The 19,142-nt window shown below is 37.5% G+C and carries 17 protein-coding genes; 11 read left to right on the top strand and 6 right to left on the bottom strand.

Annotated features, from left to right (window positions below; translation table 11 throughout):
* Positions 1 to 42 precede the first annotated feature (42 nt).
* Complete coding sequence (locus N0B29_RS07285) at positions 43 to 2,616, top strand: EAL domain-containing protein (protein ID WP_263833041.1); 2,574 nt, start codon at positions 43 to 45, stop codon at positions 2,614 to 2,616.
* 54 nt (positions 2,617 to 2,670) lie between these two features.
* On the opposite strand, the gene lolA is transcribed toward N0B29_RS07285, so the two are convergent.
* Positions 2,671 to 3,186, bottom strand: a complete 516-nt coding sequence (lolA, locus tag N0B29_RS07280; RefSeq protein ID WP_263833040.1) for a LolA-like outer membrane lipoprotein chaperone — start codon at positions 3,184 to 3,186, stop codon at positions 2,671 to 2,673.
* Positions 3,187 to 3,318: 132 nt separating this feature from the next.
* On the opposite strand from lolA, the gene secA reads away from it, so the two are divergent.
* Positions 3,319 to 5,895, top strand: coding sequence for a preprotein translocase subunit SecA (gene secA, locus N0B29_RS07275; RefSeq protein ID WP_438874162.1), 2,577 nt, complete (start codon positions 3,319 to 3,321; stop codon positions 5,893 to 5,895).
* A 9-nt stretch (positions 5,896 to 5,904) separates the two neighbouring features.
* On the top strand, positions 5,905 to 7,107 hold the full coding sequence (locus tag N0B29_RS07270; protein ID WP_263833039.1) for an ABC transporter permease: 1,203 nt from the start codon (positions 5,905 to 5,907) through the stop codon (positions 7,105 to 7,107).
* 22 nt (positions 7,108 to 7,129) lie between these two features.
* Here N0B29_RS07270 and N0B29_RS07265 read toward each other — a convergent pair whose 3' ends face one another.
* The 4 genes from N0B29_RS07265 to N0B29_RS07250 all read right to left on the bottom strand — a co-directional run bounded on the left by N0B29_RS07265 (position 7,130) and on the right by N0B29_RS07250 (position 10,973).
* Entirely contained in the window at positions 7,130 to 7,531 is a 402-nt protein-coding gene (locus N0B29_RS07265; RefSeq protein WP_263833038.1) for a hypothetical protein, read from the bottom strand.
* Between the two features lie 47 nt (positions 7,532 to 7,578).
* Complete coding sequence (locus N0B29_RS07260; RefSeq protein ID WP_263833037.1) at positions 7,579 to 8,811, bottom strand: ArsS family sensor histidine kinase; 1,233 nt, start codon at positions 8,809 to 8,811, stop codon at positions 7,579 to 7,581.
* A complete protein-coding gene (locus N0B29_RS07255) occupies positions 8,808 to 9,488 on the bottom strand; it encodes a response regulator transcription factor (protein WP_263833036.1) in 681 nt (226 codons plus the stop codon). The genes N0B29_RS07260 and N0B29_RS07255 overlap by 4 nt, the downstream gene beginning before the upstream one ends.
* Before the next feature lie 63 nt (positions 9,489 to 9,551).
* On the bottom strand, positions 9,552 to 10,973 hold the full coding sequence (locus N0B29_RS07250) for a Do family serine endopeptidase (protein ID WP_263833035.1): 1,422 nt from the start codon (positions 10,971 to 10,973) through the stop codon (positions 9,552 to 9,554).
* A gap of 152 nt (positions 10,974 to 11,125) precedes the next feature.
* Here N0B29_RS07250 and N0B29_RS07245 point away from each other — a divergent pair, with 152 nt between their 5' ends.
* From N0B29_RS07245 to N0B29_RS07235, 3 genes are read left to right on the top strand one after another with little or no spacing between them, the layout of a single operon-like run.
* Complete coding sequence (locus N0B29_RS07245) at positions 11,126 to 12,025, top strand: DnaJ C-terminal domain-containing protein (RefSeq protein WP_263833034.1); 900 nt, start codon at positions 11,126 to 11,128, stop codon at positions 12,023 to 12,025.
* Positions 12,026 to 12,043: 18 nt separating this feature from the next.
* Positions 12,044 to 12,418, top strand: a complete 375-nt coding sequence (locus N0B29_RS07240; protein WP_263833033.1) for a heat shock protein transcriptional repressor HspR — start codon at positions 12,044 to 12,046, stop codon at positions 12,416 to 12,418.
* A gap of 2 nt (positions 12,419 to 12,420) precedes the next feature.
* A complete protein-coding gene (locus N0B29_RS07235; protein ID WP_263833032.1) occupies positions 12,421 to 14,031 on the top strand; it encodes a cation:proton antiporter in 1,611 nt (536 codons plus the stop codon).
* Here the strand turns inward: N0B29_RS07235 and hemW are convergent.
* Positions 14,021 to 15,076 (bottom strand): radical SAM family heme chaperone HemW, encoded by a 1,056-nt coding sequence (gene hemW / locus N0B29_RS07230; RefSeq protein ID WP_263833031.1) that lies wholly within the window; start codon positions 15,074 to 15,076, stop codon positions 14,021 to 14,023. The two genes, N0B29_RS07235 and hemW, sit on opposite strands and share 11 nt — an antisense overlap.
* 76 nt (positions 15,077 to 15,152) lie before the next feature.
* Here hemW and N0B29_RS07225 point away from each other — a divergent pair, with 76 nt between their 5' ends.
* Genes N0B29_RS07225 through folP form a run of 5 tightly spaced genes read left to right on the top strand, consistent with a single transcriptional unit; the run spans position 15,153 to position 19,137 of the window.
* Positions 15,153 to 15,623 carry an RNA pyrophosphohydrolase gene (locus N0B29_RS07225; protein ID WP_263833030.1) on the top strand — a complete coding sequence of 157 codons (471 nt, stop codon included), beginning with the start codon at positions 15,153 to 15,155 and terminating at the stop codon, positions 15,621 to 15,623.
* Position 15,624: 1 nt separating this feature from the next.
* Positions 15,625 to 16,827: an aspartate kinase gene (locus tag N0B29_RS07220; RefSeq protein WP_263833029.1), complete on the top strand. Its 1,203-nt coding sequence runs from the start codon at positions 15,625 to 15,627 to the stop codon at positions 16,825 to 16,827.
* Positions 16,828 to 16,830: 3 nt separating this feature from the next.
* Positions 16,831 to 17,382 (top strand): HobA family DNA replication regulator, encoded by a 552-nt coding sequence (locus tag N0B29_RS07215; RefSeq protein WP_263833028.1) that lies wholly within the window; start codon positions 16,831 to 16,833, stop codon positions 17,380 to 17,382.
* The gene (locus tag N0B29_RS07210; protein WP_263833027.1) at positions 17,369 to 17,995 is read left to right on the top strand and encodes a DNA polymerase III subunit delta'; all 627 of its coding nucleotides are present in this window, start codon (positions 17,369 to 17,371) and stop codon (positions 17,993 to 17,995) included. Before N0B29_RS07215 ends, N0B29_RS07210 begins: the two co-directional genes overlap by 14 nt.
* Positions 17,992 to 19,137, top strand: coding sequence for a dihydropteroate synthase (gene folP / locus N0B29_RS07205; RefSeq protein WP_263833026.1), 1,146 nt, complete (start codon positions 17,992 to 17,994; stop codon positions 19,135 to 19,137). The genes N0B29_RS07210 and folP overlap by 4 nt, the downstream gene beginning before the upstream one ends.
* Positions 19,138 to 19,142: the final 5 nt, after the last annotated feature.

Here is a 19,142-nt window from a genome sequence, read left to right as displayed (position 1 = left end):
ATCTAAGAGAGTCTTTATAGTCTAGTCAAAGGAATTATCTTCGTGAGACAACTTAACCTGACCAAGCGTCTTTTTTGGATTGTGGCTCTTTTTGTCTTATGTGCTAATGCCTTTGTTATTAGTTATTTATATGAGCAAGCGGAGAATTTGGCAAAAATCAGAGCCTATTCTAAAGCGAAAACTCTGCAAGATTATTTTATGTCTATGCGTTTTGTCTATCATAAACAGTTTTTAGAAAGCGGTATTGATCTTAATGACTCAACCGTTGGATTCCTCCCTGCCCATGCTTCTGCACACATTAGTGAAGAGTTTCTTAAACGCTCCAAACAAGGTATTAGCATTCATAATGTTTCAGACCGACCTCGTAATCCTGTCAACCAAGCAGATGCACTGGAAACAAAAGCAATTGCCTATTTCAATCAAAATCCTGATAAAAATGAGAGCATAGAACTTATCAAAAAAGATGAAAAAGAGTTTTTCTTTTTCGCTGCCCCATTACGTATTCAAGCGTATTGCTTAGTGTGCCATGGTGAAAAAAATGAAGTTTTACCTTATATTGCAAAACGTTATGATAGTGCTTATGGCTACAAGTTGGGTGACGTAAGAGGATTAACGAGCATTAAAATTCCTAAAAATACTTTGTTTGATGAAGTAGTAGATCTTTTTTGGAAAGAGGCTGTCTTTAGCTCGATGGTTATGCTTTGTTTGTTACTTTTAATGTATTTGGCAATCAAGGAGCTTACAAAGCGTGATGTCGAGCAGAAAAAAGAGTTAGAGGCGCTAGTGTTAGCACGAACTAAGACGCTTGCTCAAAAGAGTTTAGAGCTTGAAAAGTCTTATGCACAGCAAAAACATCTTTATGCGGTTCTTCGCACGGTTGCAGATAGCAATCAAATTTTGATTACGACTCAAACACTCGAAGAGTTGCTCCATGAAACAGCGCTCTGCCTTTTTGCCAATGACTCTTTTGCACATGTAAAAATTGCTTTAAATGAAAATGGAACTTTACATGTAAAAGAATCTTTTGGTTTTGAAGAAGAACATGATATCAATGAAGTAGAAGAAGCTGTTTTTGAACATGGTGGATTTCGTATTTTAACACCCAAAAGTGCAAATATATCAGCTAACTGCCTTATAACCATGTCTCGTTACGATGTGAGTGAAGCTTATATTACTGTACTCAAGAGCGATAAATTTACATCAAAATCATTAGGTGTTATGAGTATTTGTACAACGATGGCTGAGGGATTTAGTGTTGAAGAACGTGCTATGATAGAGGAATTGGCGGGCGATATTGGTTTTGCCATTAACTCATTTATGCAAAAAGAGAGCATTATGAAGCTCTCCTATTATGATTCTTTGACAAACCTTGCGAATAAAGCGATGCTAACCGAACAAATAAGGCTTTGTATTCATTCCAATAAACGTACAAATGCTTATGGTGCATTGCTTTTTATGGATTTAGATAATTTTAAATCCATTAATGATCTAAAAGGACATGCCGCAGGCGATAAACTCTTGGTGATGATGGCACGCCGATTGGAGAGTTTCGCAAAAGAGCATGACATTATCGCACGATTTGGTGGCGATGAGTTTGCATTTTTATTACCAAATATGGGCAATAATATAGAAGATGTTGCTAAAATGGCAGAAGATCGTGCGATGGAAATTCTTCTTGCAACAAAAGAGCCTTTTATGATTGATGCTCATCCGTTTTATATGACAGTAAGTATTGGCATTGGTCTATTTGATGGTAATGAAAACGCTGAAACATTACTCAGCCATGCCGATAGTGCCATGTACACTGCTAAAACAGATGGCCGTAATACAATTCGCTTTTTTGATCCGCATATTCAAAAAATCATAGAAGAGAAATCTTCCATGTTACAGCAACTTAGAGATGCAATTGACTCAGAACAATTTATTCTCTTTTATCAGCCACAGGTTGATTCAGACTCTAAGATTATAGGTGTTGAAGCGTTGATAAGGCTTAAAAATGAACAGCAAGAGCTTATTTCTCCTATACGGTTTATTCCTTTATGTGAGGAATCTGGCTTGATTATTTCTTTAGGGCAATGGGTGCTTTCAAAAGCTATGGCACAAGTCAAAATATGGGAAAATGATGCAGAAAAATCAACATGGCGTGTGTCAATAAATGTAAGCACTAAGCAATTTGAACGTGAAGATTTTGTGAGTGTTGTTCACCTAGCTTTAGAGGCAGCTAAGATTGATCCATCATTGATTCGTTTGGAGCTTACTGAGAGTCTTCTAATTGGTGATAGTACCAAAGCACTAGCAAAAATTCATGAGCTCAAAGCTTTAGGTCTGTCATTGTCGATTGATGATTTTGGAACGGGTTATTCAAGTTTACAATATTTAAAACGCTTGAATGTTGATGAACTTAAAATTGATCAATCCTTTATTCGTGATTTTATCATTGATCGTAGTGATGCTTTGATTGTTGAAACGATTATTTCTATTGGCGAAAATTTTAATATGGAAGTCATTGCTGAGGGTGTCGAAACGCAGGAGCAATTTGAAAGGCTTAAAGAGATGGGATGTCAGAATTTCCAAGGCTATTTCTTTGGAAAACCGACACCGCCAGAAAACCTTTAAATTGTTACATGTAAAGGTTAGATTTTTTTAGTAACGCATGCAAGAAGTAGTCTATCATTCTCGAACAATATCATATCCTCTAGGAATTTCTGCACGAAAAAGTTCATCATCTAAAAAGAGATTTTTCGATTGATTTGAAAAAACAATTTCGACTGCGTTATCAAGTTTATCGCGATAAATGACTTTATCAATACTCTCTTTGCTTGCCATAATGGTGTAGGTTGTACCCATATAGGTTGTTGTATATTTATTGGGTGCAACTTCTTTTGCATCTTGAAGCAGCTGTGCAATATTAGGTGTGTTTTCAAGTGTTGTAATAATCACTTGCTCTAATTCAGGCTCAATAATTAAAACACGTGTGTTATTAAAATAGATCTTTTTTGACACAGGTTTTTCATAGATCCATAATGCTTTTTTGTCATTAGTTGCATAAAAAATGCCTTCATAGACAATCGTTTTGTTTTGATCGTTAGTAACTTTTTGAATAAAATCGCTTTGAATGGTTTTGAAATGATTGATTTTGGCAAAAAGGAGTGTTGTAAAACAGAAAAATATCCAAAAAAATCGCATAAAAAACTCCTTGAGAAGACAATAAGATATGGAGTTTTATCAAATAGATAGTAAAAGTATGATAAAATCCCAAGCTTTAAGAGAAACTAATGCTATGAAAGTAAAGAAAAATAGAGGTGAAATCACATGATGTTGAGTAATATTGTTCGTAAAATTTTTGGCACTAAAAATGATCGCGTTGTCAAAGACCTTCAGGGGCGCGTTAAAAAGATCAATGCCTTAGAGCCAACGTATGAAAAATTAAGTGATGAAGCCTTAAAAGAAGCCTTTGAATCCTTGAAACAAGAGGTAAGAGCGGGTACAAGTAAAATTGACGATGTTTTAAATGATGTTTTTGCCATAACAAGAGAAGCGAGTAAGCGAACCACGGGTATGCGTCATTTTGATGTGCAGATGGTTGGTGGTTTAGTACTCCATGGTGGTGACATTGCTGAAATGAAAACGGGTGAAGGTAAAACCTTGGTTGCGACACTTCCTGTTGTTCTTAATGCCATGACAGGTGAGGGTGTTCATGTTGTAACCGTCAATGACTATCTTGCCAAAAGAGATGCTACTGATATGTCTCGCATCTATAATTTTTTAGGTTTAAGTGTTGGTATTGTAACCAATGATTTAGAGAATGATGCCAAGCGTAAAGCACAGTATGACGCGGATATTACCTATGGAACGAATAATGAATTTGGGTTTGACTATTTAAGAGATAATATGCGTTACTCGTTGGATGAAAAAGTTCAACACGCTCATAATTTTGTTATTGTGGATGAAGTGGATTCAATTTTAATCGATGAAGCAAGAACACCACTTATCATCTCAGGACCTGCTAATCGCACACTTGATGGCTATAAAATCGCTGATGGTGTTGCAAGAAAGTTGACCAAAGAGGCTGATTTTACCGTAGATGAAAAAAATCGTACTATTTTGATGACCGAAGATGGCATTAGTAACGCTGAAAAACTTTTTGACGTCGATAACCTTTACAGTCTTGAAAATGCAGTTTTATCGCATCATCTTGATCAAGCGCTTAAAGCACATTACCTTTTTACGGCAGATGTGGATTATGTGGTTCGCGAGGGTGAAATTATTATTGTCGATGAGTTTACAGGCCGTTTAAGTGAAGGAAGGCGCTTTAGTGAAGGATTACACCAAGCTCTAGAGGCAAAAGAGGGTGTGATGATCAAAGAAGAGTCACAAACACTTGCTGATATTACATTCCAAAATTATTTTAGACTTTACAAAAAATTAGCAGGTATGACAGGAACAGCTCAAACCGAAGCGACTGAGTTTGCACAAATTTATAATTTAGACGTTATCTCCATTCCTACAAACGTTCCTATGCGCAGAGAAGATATGAACGATCTTATCTACAAAACAGAACGTGAGAAGTTTGAAGCAGTTATTAAAGACATTAAGGCATGCCATGAAAAAGGGCAACCCGTTCTTGTGGGTACAGCTTCGATTGAAAAAAGTGAATTACTCCATGCGCTTTTGAAAAAAGAGAAAGTGCCACACTCTGTTTTAAATGCTAAAAACCATGAAAAAGAAGCACAGATTATTAAAGATGCAGGTGCAAAAGGCGCTGTAACGATTGCAACTAACATGGCAGGTCGTGGCGTTGATATTAAGCTTAACGATGAAATTAAAGCCCTTGGAGGTCTTTATATCATTGGTACAGAGCGCCATGAAAGCCGTCGTATCGATAACCAGCTTCGTGGACGTTCAGGTCGTCAGGGCGATAATGGAAAAAGTCGCTTTTATCTAAGCCTTGAAGATAACCTTTTAAGAATTTTTGGAAGTGATAGAATTAAAGCGATTATGGAGCGTTTAGGTATTGAAGAAGGCGAGCACATCGAGTCTAAAATGGTGACACGTGCCGTTGAAAACGCACAGAAAAAAGTTGAAGCGCTTCACTTTGAGTCTCGTAAACATCTTTTGGAATACGATGATGTTGCCAATAAACAACGTAAAGCCATTTATAATTTTAGAAATGACCTTTTAAATCCTAATTTTGATATTGAAACGAGAATTAAAGAGATTCGCGTTGACTTTGTGACAGGCTTACTTTATAAAGCAGAAATTTATGAAGGTATCACACAAGCAGATTATAATATTGAGCGTTTAGTTTCTATTTTGAAAGATGAATTAGGTGAATCTTTTGATATGAAAGCTTTACAAGGTCTAGATTTTGTGGCGCTCAAAGAGATGATTACAGAACAGCTTGAGCAAAGTTTTAATGCGAAGATGTCTGTAGTCGATGAGACACAACGCAAGGAAATTGAGCGTATTTTATACCTTCAAGTGCTTGATAATGCGTGGAGATCGCATTTATATCAAATGGATATTTTGAAAACGGGCATTAGTCTTCGTGGCTATAATCAAAAAGATCCTTTGACTGAGTATAAAAAAGAGAGCTACAATCTCTTTATTGAACTGGTTGAACAGATCAAATTTGAAAGTTTTAGAACGCTTCATATCGTCCAACTTCGCGATAACAAAGAAGAAGAAGAGAGACGTGCTATGGAAGAGATGATCCGAAGAATGGAAGAATCCAACGCTAACGCGATACTTCAACATCAAAGTCCATTTGAAGAAGCAGAAGATGATGATAAAGATAAAAAAACGGCACGCAATGAGCCATGTCCTTGTGGAAGTGGTAAAAAGTATAAGCAATGTTGTGGCAAGAGTGGTCCTAAAAAAGGGCTTTTAGCGTAAGGGTATAGGGTGCAAAAGAATCTTAGTCTCTATCTTGTCAAAAAGTATTTACGATTTGACAAGTCTCAACCCTTTATAACCGTTATATCACTTTTAGCGTTTTTTGGTGTTGCCATTGGTTTGACGGTTCTTATGGTTGCTATGGCGATTATGAATGGATTTGATAAAGAGTTTGAGAAAAAACTCTTTACAATGAATTATCCACTTTCCATCTATTCACGCAGTTTTTCGCCGGTTGATCAGGCACATTTAAATGCGCTTAAAGAGCAGTTTCCAAAACTCAAGTTTAGCCCTTATATTTCGACACAAGTGATTATCAAAAAAGGTAATCGCTTAGAAGGCGGCATGCTTTTTGGTGTTGATTTTGAGCAAGAAGCAAAGATCAATTCGATCATTGCTGAGGCGACTAAAGGCAAGACTTTAGATAAGTACGATCTTATTACAGGAAGTGAGATTGCTAAAACGCATCTTTTTGCTCCAGATGAAAAAGCAACGCTTATTTTTACAAAAAATGATCCTGGCGGTATGAGTTTAATACCGAAAATGAAACGCTTTAATTATCAAGGCTCTTTTCGTTCGGGTTTAATGGCGTATGATAAAAGTTACATGTACACGACACTTGATTCACTAGCACAAGTCATGCAGTATGATGAAGGGCATTTTGATGGAATTCATATCTACTCAGATGATCCATTTGCCGATATTGAAAAAATCCGTAAAGTTCTCCCTGATGATTTGGGCATTGTTGGTTGGTGGCAGATGAACGGTAACTTTTTTGCAGCACTGGCCCTTGAAAAAAGAGCTCTTTTTATCGTTTTAATGTTGATTATTTTGATTGCTTCTTTAAATATTATCAGCTCACTTTTAATGACGGTTATGAATAGAAGAAAAGAGATTGCTCTTTTATTGTCACTCGGTGCCTATAAAAAAGAGATTAAAAATACTTTTTTCTATTTAGGGCTTGTGATTGGAGGAGGAGGGATGCTATTTGGTATTCTTTTAGGCTCCGTAACGCTGCTTCTGTTAGGTTCATTTGATATTGTATCGCTTCCTGCCGATGTGTATGGAACAGCTAAATTGCCACTTGATCTTTCAATGCTCGATTTTATATTGATCGTAGTAGGCACAAGTGTTATTGTGGCTCTCTCTTCGTACTATCCTGCCTATAAAGCAACACAAATCAATGTTTTAGACACACTTAGAAACGAGTAGAAAAAGTAGGCTTTTTAAAAGCCTACTTCAATAAATCAGTTGTAATATTGGAGTTTTCTTCAACAATATCGTGAAGTTTATGGAGAAGTGTTTTAGCATCAAGTCCATCTTCTGGATAAGTGACAACATTATCATGAGGTTCTTGATCTAAAAACCCTTGAATTCCTGAAAGTACTTCTGTTGCACCATTCCAATCTGTTCCTGTTAGCATGACCACGTAATGATTGCTATGATTAAAAATGGCATCTGTACGGCGAAGAATGCGTTGGAACATCTCTAAACTATCGACTTCTTTACGATCTTCTAATGAAAAGAAAATTAACGCAAAAGGGGCTTCATCTTTAATGCCAAAGCGTTCTAGTAAGGCGATATGGTGGTCTATTAGATGAGCAAGATTGATCTTTGAAAAAGCGATCCCAGACATAATAACTCCTTTGTATATACCTATATTATTTTATTGTACTCTAAAATTTACGCTAACGTTTCAATTTTTTCGAAATTAAAATAATTATATCCCTCTTTGTGTTCATAGGTAAAGCTTATATGATGTGCTTTGATGATGTGATACACAATATAGAGTCCCAATCCAAAACTTTGATGTGAGTTCTTTTCCTGAACAAAAGGCTCTAAATAGTGTTCCAGATCATAACTAAGAGGTTTGCCTTGGCTGACAAAAGAGATCTTTTCTTTGGTGGCTACAATCTTTATCTTTTGGTCGATAGAGTATTTTATGCCATTGTCAATGACATTTTTCATAGCAGTTGTAAAGAGCCTAAAGTCTACATGTAAAATAATTTCATCATCCAATTCAATGTCAATTTGTGATGGCGAAATCATGGCAAGATCTATCGCTTCATCCAGCATATCGACCAAACGGTATGGTTTGACATTTTTAAGTCCTTCACCAGAAGTGATTTGCTCAATGGAAGCAAATTCATTAATGAGAAGCTCGAGTTTCTCAAATGTACTAATGAGGCGATCGCGTTGTTTTCCATTTTCAAGCATCTCTGCACTAATACGTCCTTTGGTAATAGGTGTTTTGAGCTCGTGCATAATGTTGCGTAAAAAAAGCTGCCTTGAGTGGTTAAGTTTATTGATCTGTTCGACGGCATTGTGAAAAGAGTTTGCGACTTGGGAGATTTCATCTTCACCATCGGTTTTGCAGTTAATATCAAGATCGCCTTTGGCAAAACGATCCATTTGGCGTTTAAGCTTGCGCAGAGGCTTTAACTTTCGAATCGTTAGGATATAAGCAACGATAATAATGGCAAAGACAACGCCAAAGATAATTTTAATCAAATCATAGCGGTAAGGCTGAAAATCTTCATCTTTAAGAAGGAGTGAAGAGTATTTTGTCTCAATATAGAGGTAGTGGTCATTGTCATAACGCAAAATTGCGCTGGTTCCAATGCGATCAGAAATTTTTTGAATAACTTGGGCACTTTTAATGATTTGCTCTTGAGTCTCTTTTTCGGTGATCTCGCGCATACGGTAGCCTTGTACCTGCTTTTTGAGCTCATCATTCGTGATAAAATTATTGAGATGAAAAAGTGTTGCACGTGCAATAATAGAGTATTTTGTATTGAGTTTTTCAGTGTAGGTTTGTTTGTCGTACTCCAATAAAAAAAGGAGCGCTAGAAAGATACTGACGATGCTGATGGCAAAAATAAAGGTGATACTGTAAAAGATAGAAGATTTTGTCATTGTAAAAACTTGTATCCTACGCCTCGAATGGCGTGAATGTAAGTGGGTTCTTTTGGGTTCTCACCCAATTTTTGTCGAATTCGTCCAATAATGACATCAATGCTTTTATTGGTGGTCTCTTCACTAATAGCTTCGATATTATAGATCAGTTCTTCACGTGAGACAACACCACCTTCTTTTTTCATGAGATAGCCAAGTATTCCGTATTCTGCGGCAGTCAAATGGAGCTCTTTTCCTCGCAATAAAATACTCATTTGCTCTTCATTTAAGACCAAATCTTTCGGCTTTTGAACATTTTGTTCTGTTGCAACAACGCCTTTTTGCCTACGCAGTAAACTCATAATACGTGCTTGCAGTTCTCTAGGATTGTAAGGCTTTGGCAAATAATCATCTGCACCATTTTCCAAAGCAGTTACTTTGTCGGTAATGTCTGTGCGTGCTGAGGATATAATAATGGGTACGGTATGACGCTTTCGAATCTCTTTGCAAACCTCAAGACCATCAAGACCAGGAAGTGTAAGGTCTAATATCACTAAATCAAATTTTTGTGTATCAAGCGTTGAGAGTCCAAGATAAGGATCTTCTGCGATGGTAATAGCAATATCAAACTGTTCTAAGTATTCCATCAAAATCTCAGCAAGCTCCAAATCATCTTCGATCATCAAAACGTTTGTCATACACTAACTCCTTACATGTAAAGGGTATTATAACTTATTTAGGAGGCGTTTGCCTCCTAAATATTAGGGCATGACAAGGATAGCACGATAGTTTTGGCGATTAATGATGACACGCTTTTTACTACTTTTATACTCTTTGAGTGCATTATTCAAATCTTTCAATGAAGTAATGCGCACTTGTTCCACTTGAATAATAATATCACCCTCTCTAAAGCCCATTTTTTCAGCTTTTGAATCTTCTTTGACATCTAAAATAAGTATACCCTCAATCTCTTTTGGAATTTGGTACTGAGCTCTTGTTTTATCATTAATTTCTAAAAGACTCAACCCTTCAATAGGGCTTGTACTGGTTTTTCCCTCGATATCACTTGTCGCTTTTTCAGCGTCCATTTTTGCAAGTTTAATTTTAGTACTTTTCACTTTTTTATCACGTTCGTAAGTAATGGTAATCGTTTTATCTGGCGCAATAGCAGCTACTGTATTTTTAAGCTCATTTGAGTTTTTAATCTTGACACCATCAACTTCGAGAATAAGATCAGATACCTGCAATCCACCTTTTTCAGCGGGAGAATTTTTCTCAATCATCAAGATAAGCGCACCTTGTTTATTCTCATAAAGCTCTTTAAGGTCATTGGTAAGGTCAGAAATGGACACACCCATAAATCCTCTCTCAATTTTACCGGTTTCAATGAGCGAGGTAGCAATTTTTTGAACCATATTGGAAGGAATTGCAAAGCCAATTCCATTGTTGCCACCGCCTTTGGAGAGAATAGCACTGTTAATACCAATGAGTGCGCCTCTACTATCAACAAGCGCACCTCCTGAATTTCCAGGGTTGATAGAGGCATCGGTTTGAATGAAATTTTCGTATTGATTGAGTCCGACATTATTTTTATTAAGCGCAGAGATAATACCGTGTGTTATCGTCTCGCCTACGCCAAAAGGGTTACCGATAGCAAAAACAACATCACCTTCAAGCAGATTTGATGAGTCGCCAAATTTAGCCACTTGCAAATCTTTTGCTTCAATTTTGACAACAGCAAGATCCGTTTTAGAATCCTCGCCAATCACTTTAGCTTTATACTCTTTCTCATCATTAGGAAGTGTAATGACAATTTCATCAGCACCTTCAACCACATGGTAATTGGTTACGATGTAGCCATTAGCTGAGATGATAACACCAGAACCTAGTGAGTGAGATTTACGTTCTTGCTGCTTTAATTCAGGTATTTTGTTTCCAAAAAACTCTTTAAAGAACGGATTTTGCATAAGCTCATTGAGTTGATCATTTTGTTTACTTTTTTTAGTGGTTGCAATGTTTACAACACTCTTTTTTATCTCTTTAATAGCGTTATTGTAAGAGAGGACAACATTGGGGGAGGTGGCGTCAACGTGCTGTGAATCTTTGGGCATTTGAGCAATTTCTATGGTTGCTCCAAAAAGAGCGAGGGATGCAATGAGTGATAAAAAAACGATTTTTTTCATGGTTAAACTCCTTAATAGTTTCCTTAGATGAAATTATAAGGGAGAGAGGTAAATATAAAGTAAATATTAAGAAAATAGGCAGTCAAGTTGATTGACCTAGACTAAACTTTTGTGTTATAATCACTATAAATATTTATACAAGGTTAGAAGTCATGAGTAAGAGTTTATATGAGACATTAGACGTCTCTCAAGACGCGAGTGCAGAAGAGATTAAGAAAGCTTATCGACGTTTAGCTCGCAAATATCATCCTGACATTAACAAAGATGCCGGTGCTGAGGAAAAATTTAAAGAGATTAACGCCGCTTATGAGATTTTAAGTGATGAACAGAAACGTCGTCAGTATGATCAATACGGTGACAACATGTTCGGTGGACAAAATTTCCATGATTTTGCAAATGCTCAAGGGGGTGCTAATTTAGATGACATCTTGCGTAGCATCTTTGGTGGCGGAGGCGGTTTCGGCGGCTTTAGCGGCGGTGGACGAAGCGGTGGATTTGGAGGCTTCAGCGGAGGCGGTTTTGGCGGTGGTGGATTTGGAGGCTTTAGTGAGCCTGACTTAGATGTAAGTGCTAAAATTATTATTCCTTTTAATGTGGCTATTTTAGGAGGAAAACACTCTCTCTCCTACAATAACGAAAGCTTTGATGTAAAGATTCCAGCGGGCATTAAAAATGGCGAAAAGATGCGTGTTAAAGATAAAGGAAAGTCATTTCAAGGTCAAAAAGGCGATCTGATCTTAAGTGTTGAAGTGGCATCAAGTCCTGAGTATACCAGAGAAGGCGATGATTTGATTAAAACCATAGACATTCCTCTTAAAACGGCGCTGTTTGGTGGCAAAATCGCAGTGGATACACTCTATAAAGAGATCACGCTCAAAGTCAAAGAAGATACAAAAAATGGACAAAAATTTAGAGTTAAAGAGTATGGTGCGCTGAATCGAAAAAACCAAAATAAGGGTGATTTGTACTTAGTGGCCAACATCGTTCTTCCACCCATTGCTTCATTGGATAGCGCTTTGAAGACAATGATGGAAGCAAATTTACCAAATTAAGCTTACGAGGAGTATGCCATGCATCATGGGTATGAAGAACCAGTTTATTTGATTAGTGTTGTTGCCAAAGTGTTAACCATCCATCCTCAAACGCTTCGTCAATATGAGAGAGAAGGGTTGGTGTTACCATCACGTACTGATGGCAAAATGAGGCTTTATTCGCAACGTGATATTGATAAGATTAAAATGATTCAACGACTCACGCGCGATCTTGGTGTCAATCTTGCTGGTGTTGATATTATTATGCAACTCAAAGAGAAAATCGATGATTTTGAAGTATTGGTCGAGAGTTTACGTTCAGAATTAAGTGGTCTTTCTAAAAAAAGTACACAAACCAAAAATCCTTTGGTTAAACATAAAAATAGTTACGAAATCATTTTATTTGGGGAGTAAGTGTGGATAATTTATTAGCGATCATTTTGAGTGCAACTGCCATAGCAACTCTCTTTAACATTTTGTTGAAGCGTTTTAATATACCAACGATTATTGGGTATATCATCACAGGATTTGCCATTGCTTACATGTACAATTTGGGTCGTAATAATGAATCTTTAACGCATATTGCCGAGTTTGGTATTGTTTTTTTAATGTTTACGATTGGACTTGAATTTTCAATAAAACATCTTTTGGGCATGAAAAAAGATGTTTTCTTTTATGGTTTGTTGCAAGTCTCTTTGGTTGGAGGTGTCATTGCCTTAGGTGCTGAGTATTTCTTTGGAATTGAAAAGAAAAGTGCCATCATCATTGGTTATGCCCTTGCGCTCTCTTCGACAGCGATTGTTTTAAAAATTCTAAACGATAGCGGAACGATTCACACCGTTTATGGACGTAAGGCTCTGGGCATTCTTCTTTTTCAGGATATTGCGGTAATTCCTATTCTTTTGATGATCAACATATTTTCCAATCAAACCAGTTCGCTTTCAGCCCTTCTTTTAGAAACGTTTTACAGTGTTGTTATCATTTTAGGGTTGATGTTTTTAGTCGGAAAGTATTTGCTCAATCGTTTTTTATCGCTGGTTGTTTGGGCAGATACCCAAGAAATTTTTATTGCTTCGGTTTTATTACTGGTTGTGGGTGCCTCATTTTTAGCACATTCTTTAGGATTTTCGTACTCATTGGGTGCATTTTTGGCGGGAATGATGATGTCTGAAACGCAGTATAAGCACCAGATTGAAGCCGACCTTGTACCTTTTCGCGACCTTTTATTGGGTCTTTTTTTTATTACGGTTGGTATGCAGATCGATCTTACTTTAATCGCACAAAATTATGGCACAATTTTACTCTTTTTGGGTGTCATGATGGCATTTAAAACGTTGGTTGTTTTTGCGATTTTATTCTTTTCTGTGGGTGGAAGAATTGCGCTTAAGACAGGATTGGCTCTCTGCCAAGGTGGTGAATTTTCGCTAGCGATCTTAGCGCTTACAAGTTCATCGCATCTCATAAGCACCAAAACATCTCAAATTCTCATTGTAACGGTTGTTTTATCAATGATCATGACGCCTTTTATTTTGAAAAATATGAAAAAAATCGTCAACTCCATTACCAAAGAGCCAAATAATGGTGACTTTATGATTCATTCTTCAGGGATTAAAGATCATATTATCGTATGTGGTTATGGAAAATTGGGGCAAGAGATTGTTTATCGTCTTAAAAAAATGAATGTCAATTACTTGGTTTTAGAGCATGATATAACGCTTGTGAAGTTAGGACAAAGTAGGGGTGAACCTGTTTATTTTGGAAATGCCGCTGAGAAAAGTATTCTTCAAAATGCTTTTGTAGAAGATGCCAAAGCGGTTATTATTGCTATCAATAACGAAAAAAAATTAATCCTTCTATGTGAAGTATTAAAATCGTTTGATGCACCGATCAAAATCGTTGCAAAGGCAAGTGATTATGATGAGAAAAAATTGCTTAAAGCACTTCAAGTCAAACATATTGTCAATGAAGGACGTGAAGCGGCAAAAGCACTTCTGCAAGTGGCGTTGGAAGAGAACCTTAGTGAGTGATAAAGAGGGCTATTTCATCACTTAAAAAATAGTCATTGTTAAAGACGCGATTATCTTTACATGTAAGCTTGTTTTCTTCCACTAAAAGATTAATTCTCTTCATCTCTTTTGGACTAAATTCGTCTAACGAAACACCAATAATGCTTCGAAGTCCTAAGAAAAGTTTTTCTACATGTAAATCATCCAGGCTTAATGCTTCAACCTCTTGTAAAAGAGGATTTTTGATGTATGTTTCAATGTCTTTGCTCGGATAAAAACGTCTGTTTTTTAAAAATCCAACAGCCCCAGCCCCAACGCCTAGATAGTCTTGATGTTGCCAATACCCTTTATTGTGAGCACTTTGGTATGTTCCAAAATTAGAAATTTCATATTGGGGGAAACCTGCTTGAATGATCTCTTGTACAAAATGTTTTGCAAGCTCCTCAGAGCCATTAGCGACATCGTTTCTTTTGTAAAAAGGGGTATCCTCTTCAAGCGTAAGCGCATAAGCGCTGAGATGATTAAGCGGCAATGATTGCGCGATTTTGAGATCTTCTGCTAAAAGAGATGGCGTATCAAGTGTTGTACCATAGATAAGATCAAGTGAGATGTTTTGAATGCCACTATTGGCTGCATTTTCGATGGCATGAAGTGCAATTTTGGGTGTATGGTTACGCCCCAAAAATGTGAGTTTTTCTGCGTTAAAACTTTGCACTCCAAAGCTCAGACGATTGACACCTAGTGCTTTCATCGTTTGTAACCACTCTTTGGTCGCAGAGTGAGGATTGGCTTCTGAAGTGACTTCTGCATCAGGACTTAAATAAGGCACTATCATCTCAAAAAATGGCTCATACCACGAAGCAGAAATGGTTGAAGGCGTGCCTCCACCGATAAAAAGCGAGGTAATACTCTCTTTTTGGGCATTAAACTTTTCAAGCTCAAAACGAAGTTGTGTGGTAATGTGGTGCATATAGTTTTGCTTGAGTGTTCCCTTGTTCTCATAGGAGTTAAAGGCGCAGTAGTGGCATTTGCTATCGCAAAAGGGGATATGAAGGTAGGCTAACACTTATTTCCTTGTATCAAGCAAGTTTAATGACTTTTTAGATACTATTTTAACAAAAATATAGAGGTAATGCGCAATTATGGAATCACCAAAACGATACAGACCCAATGTTGCTGCCGTGATTGTCTCTGCTAAGTACCCTTTTCAATGCCAACTTTTTATTGCCAGTCGTTCTGATATTGTGGATGTATGGCAATTTCCTCAAGGCGGAATTGATGAAGGTGAAACTCCAAGAGAGGCGCTTTACCGTGAACTTGAAGAAGAGATTGGTACGGGTGATGTTGAGATTATAGCAGAGTATCCTGAATGGTTGCAATATGACTTTCCTCAAAAAATCGCTCAGAAGATGTACCCTTTTGATGGACAGAGCCAAAAATATTTTTTAGTAAGACTTAAAAAAGATGCGAAGATCAATCTTGCAACGAAAGAACCAGAGTTTTGCGATTTTAAATTTGTCAGTTTAGAAGAGGTGTTTGAGTTTATTACCTATTTCAAGCGCCCAGTGTATAAGCAGGTGTTAGAATATTTCAAAAAAGAAGGGTACCTTTAAGATGTTGATCGTTCAAAAATACGGAGGAACGAGTGTTGGCAATGTTGAGCGCATTGAAGCCGTTGCCAAGAGAGTCATTGAGAGCAAAAAAGAGGGACACGATCTTGTTGTCGTTGTTTCAGCGATGAGTGGAGAGACCAATAAACTTTTAGATTTTGCAGCCCATTTTAGCAAAACGCCCAATAACCGCGAAGTGGATATGTTGTTAAGTTCAGGCGAGCGTGTGACCAGTGCGCTTTTAGCCATTGCGCTTGAAGCGCAGGGGTATGCTGCTGTTTCTATGAGTGGACGTCGTGCGGGTATTGTCACCGATAATGTTCATACGAAAGCTCGCATTGAGCATATTGATACAACCGATATGAAAGAAGAGCTCAAAGCGGGCAAAATTATTGTTGTCGCAGGTTTTCAAGGTGTAACGGAGAATGGCGAAGTCTCAACGCTTGGACGTGGCGGTAGTGATTTATCTGCGGTAGCCATTGCTGGCGCATTACAAGCAGATCTATGTGAAATTTACACCGATGTTGATGGTGTTTATACCACCGACCCTCGCATTGAGCCAAAAGCTAAAAAACTTGAGAAAATCAGCTATGATGAGATGTTAGAACTTGCAAGCCTTGGTGCAAAAGTACTTCAAAGCCGCTCTGTTGAGATGGCGAAGAAACTCAATGTTAACCTTGTCACGCGTAGCAGTTTTAACAACAACGAAGGAACACTTATTACAAAGGAAGATAATATTATGGAACAACCATTAGTTAGCGGTATTGCACTCGATAAAAATCAAGCAAGAGTCACTCTTCGTGGTGTTACAGATAAACCTGGCATTGCGGCTGAGATTTTCAAAAAGCTTGCTGATTGTAACGTTAACGTTGATATGATTATTCAAAATGTTGGACACGATGGCACAACAAATCTTGGTTTTACCGTACCTCAAAATGAGCTTGAAATGACCAAAGCTGCGATGAGTGAGCTAAGAGCAAGTGACGTTATGGAGTACGATAGTGACATCGTGAAAGTTTCTGTTGTGGGTGTGGGTATGAAATCACACAGTGGTGTAGCGTGTAAAGCGTTTGATACAATGGCAAAAGAGGGTATTAACATTGAGATGATCAGCACAAGTGAGATCAAAATCTCGATGGTTATTCAAGCAAAATATGGCGAGCTTGCTGTTAGAGCATTGCACAGCGCATACCAATTGGATAAATAATAGATGCAACAATTTCTAAAATGGACACTTGAAGAGATCCGCAAAGACGGTTCTATGATGAGTTGGATGGAAGAGAAGAGGTTCGAGTGGGTTCCTCTTGCTGCTTCCATGCTCAAAAATCTTCTTGATGGACATACGTTTATTGTGATTACCGATGATGATAGGGCATGGTTTTGTCATTATATGCTTAGAGCCATCAATAATCATCATAAAAATAGACCGCTTTTGCCTTTTATTGCGTTGCAAACGCTCTATCCAAACTTATACCAAGTGAAAACAAAAGAAGATATAGAACTCCTGGAAAACATGCTTTCTCAAGCATTCCCAAGTGGCTATACGTTCTTTTATGTAGGTAAAAACAGCGATATTAAAATGCAAATAGCAAAGCGTAAAGACGATAGTTTTTTATGGATTATGGACGAACATGTCCAAAACAGCTTTTATCTCTTAAGTGATGACGATAGTTTAGATATTAAATTAATTCAGCTTTTTAGACTTCTTGATAAAAGTATCGATGCCGTGCTTTTTGCTGAGGTTACCTTTGAAAACGAGTGATGAAGGGGTTTTTAGCCATATTTTAATTTGTAAAAATGTGGAGAAAGCTAAAGAGAGTCTGCAAGAGCAATACGCCAAAGAGCGTCATCTTATGTATGTTAAAGATGAATTTTTGATCGATGATGCCAAAGAGGTTATCAAAGAGGCGTATATTGCTGAAGCGTCTAATAAATACTTGATTTTAGTAGCAAAAGGGTATCGCGTTGAGGCGCAAAATGCTCTTTTGAAAATTCTTGAAGAGCCACCTCGTCATATTGTTTTTATTGTGGTTGCCCCTTCTAAAACCGCTTTTCTGCCGACCATTCGTTCACGTTTACTTCAAAAAGAGTTGATTGTTGAACATGAAGTACTTCACAGTGGACTCAACCTTGCCAAGCTTGATCTTGGGGATATTTACCCTTTTATCCAAAAACACCAAAGTGCTGAAAAAGGCTTTTTGAAAGAGTTAGTGCAAGCGATTGTTTTTGAGGCGGTTAATGAGCATCATTTGCGCTTTAGTGAAAAAGAGCTGGAGCATTTTGCGAAACTCTTGCATTTGGTCGAACTCAATTCCAGAGCACAAAATATCTTAACCTCACTTTTGCTTTCCATTATGATGAGGAAATACCGATGAAATGCTATAAGCTCTCCTCAACAAGTGATGTCAAAGCACTTTTTGAATCTTTGCATGTCACCAAAGAAGGTAGTGCTATTTTAGAGCAAAAAGCGCATTTGAATTTTATTTATATTAAAGATCTTAAAACACCCGCTGCCAATATTTTGAAACAAGATGCTCTTTCCATTGGGGCTGATCTGGCGGTTCCGAAAGAGACAATTACCTGTAAAATGCCTTTTGTCGATGCGATGCTCATTGCAAGTGACAAACAGCTTAAAGAGCTTGCACGCAAAGAGAAAGCCCAACCGTTTGGACTTAAATCTTTGGCAGAAAAGCTAGGTGAATTTGTCTTTACATGTAAAGATGAGTTTGCTGTAATGGGCATTATCAACACCAACGAAGACAGCTTTTTTCAAGGCAGTCGCTTTAGTGGTGAGAATGCGTTAAAGCACATTGAAACGATGATAGAAGAGGGTGCTAGCATCATCGACCTTGGTGGCGTTTCAAGTCGCCCTGGAAGTCTTGGCGTGAGTGAAGCTGAAGAGTTAGAACGCGTGAAGCCTATCATTGATTTGATTTTCCAACATAAACTTTTTGAAAAAGCACGTTTTTCACTCGATAGCTATTCGCCTTTGTGTTTAGAGTATGCGCTCACGCATGGTTTTAGCATTGTCAATGATATAACAGCACTTGCGAATGATGATGTCGCACGTGTGGCTGCAAAGTATGATGCAACGGTTGTTTTAATGCACATGCAAGGCGAGCCTTCAAATATGCAACATGAACCAGAGTATGAAAATGTTATTTTGGAAGTTGATGCTTTTTTTGAGGAACGCATCTTAAAAGCGCGTCAATTTGGAATTCATAAAATTATTCTTGATGTTGGCATTGGATTTGGAAAGTCTCTGTCGCATAACTTACAACTTCTGAAACACCATGAACATTTTTTACATTTTGGTTATCCATTGCTTGTGGGTGCTAGTCGAAAGTCGATGATCGATAAAATCATTCCGACACCTATCGTTGAGCGTTTACCTGGATCACTCGCTCTTCATCTTAAGGCGTATGAACATGGTGCAACCATTTTGCGTGTTCATGACGTCAAAGCGCATGTACAAGCTCTTAGTGTCCTTTGCGCTCTTAATCAAACAACTCTTTAGGACTC

This window comes from Sulfurospirillum oryzae (assembly GCF_025770725.1).
GTDB lineage: Bacteria > Campylobacterota > Campylobacteria > Campylobacterales > Sulfurospirillaceae > Sulfurospirillum > Sulfurospirillum oryzae.
The sequence above is the reverse complement of the archived record's forward strand: the minus strand, read 5'-3'. Positions and strand labels throughout refer to the sequence as shown.

Excerpts from the sequence above, each read along its gene's own strand:
- lolA (WP_263833040.1), bottom strand. The coding sequence starts at position 3,186 with ATGCGATTTTTTTGGATATTTTTCTGTTTTACAACACTCCTTTTTGCC.
- N0B29_RS07260 (WP_263833037.1), bottom strand. The coding sequence starts at position 8,811 with ATGACAAAATCTTCTATCTTTTACAGTATCACCTTTATTTTTGCCATC.
- N0B29_RS07225 (WP_263833030.1), top strand. The coding sequence starts at position 15,153 with ATGGAATCACCAAAACGATACAGACCCAATGTTGCTGCCGTGATTGTC.
- N0B29_RS07250 (WP_263833035.1), bottom strand. The coding sequence starts at position 10,973 with ATGAAAAAAATCGTTTTTTTATCACTCATTGCATCCCTCGCTCTTTTT.
- N0B29_RS07255 (WP_263833036.1), bottom strand. The coding sequence starts at position 9,488 with ATGACAAACGTTTTGATGATCGAAGATGATTTGGAGCTTGCTGAGATT.
- folP (WP_263833026.1), top strand. The coding sequence starts at position 17,992 with ATGAAATGCTATAAGCTCTCCTCAACAAGTGATGTCAAAGCACTTTTT.
- N0B29_RS07215 (WP_263833028.1), top strand. The coding sequence starts at position 16,831 with ATGCAACAATTTCTAAAATGGACACTTGAAGAGATCCGCAAAGACGGT.
- N0B29_RS07220 (WP_263833029.1), top strand. The coding sequence starts at position 15,625 with ATGTTGATCGTTCAAAAATACGGAGGAACGAGTGTTGGCAATGTTGAG.
- N0B29_RS07265 (WP_263833038.1), bottom strand. The coding sequence starts at position 7,531 with ATGTCTGGGATCGCTTTTTCAAAGATCAATCTTGCTCATCTAATAGAC.
- N0B29_RS07240 (WP_263833033.1), top strand. The coding sequence starts at position 12,044 with ATGCATCATGGGTATGAAGAACCAGTTTATTTGATTAGTGTTGTTGCC.
- N0B29_RS07245 (WP_263833034.1), top strand. The coding sequence starts at position 11,126 with ATGAGTAAGAGTTTATATGAGACATTAGACGTCTCTCAAGACGCGAGT.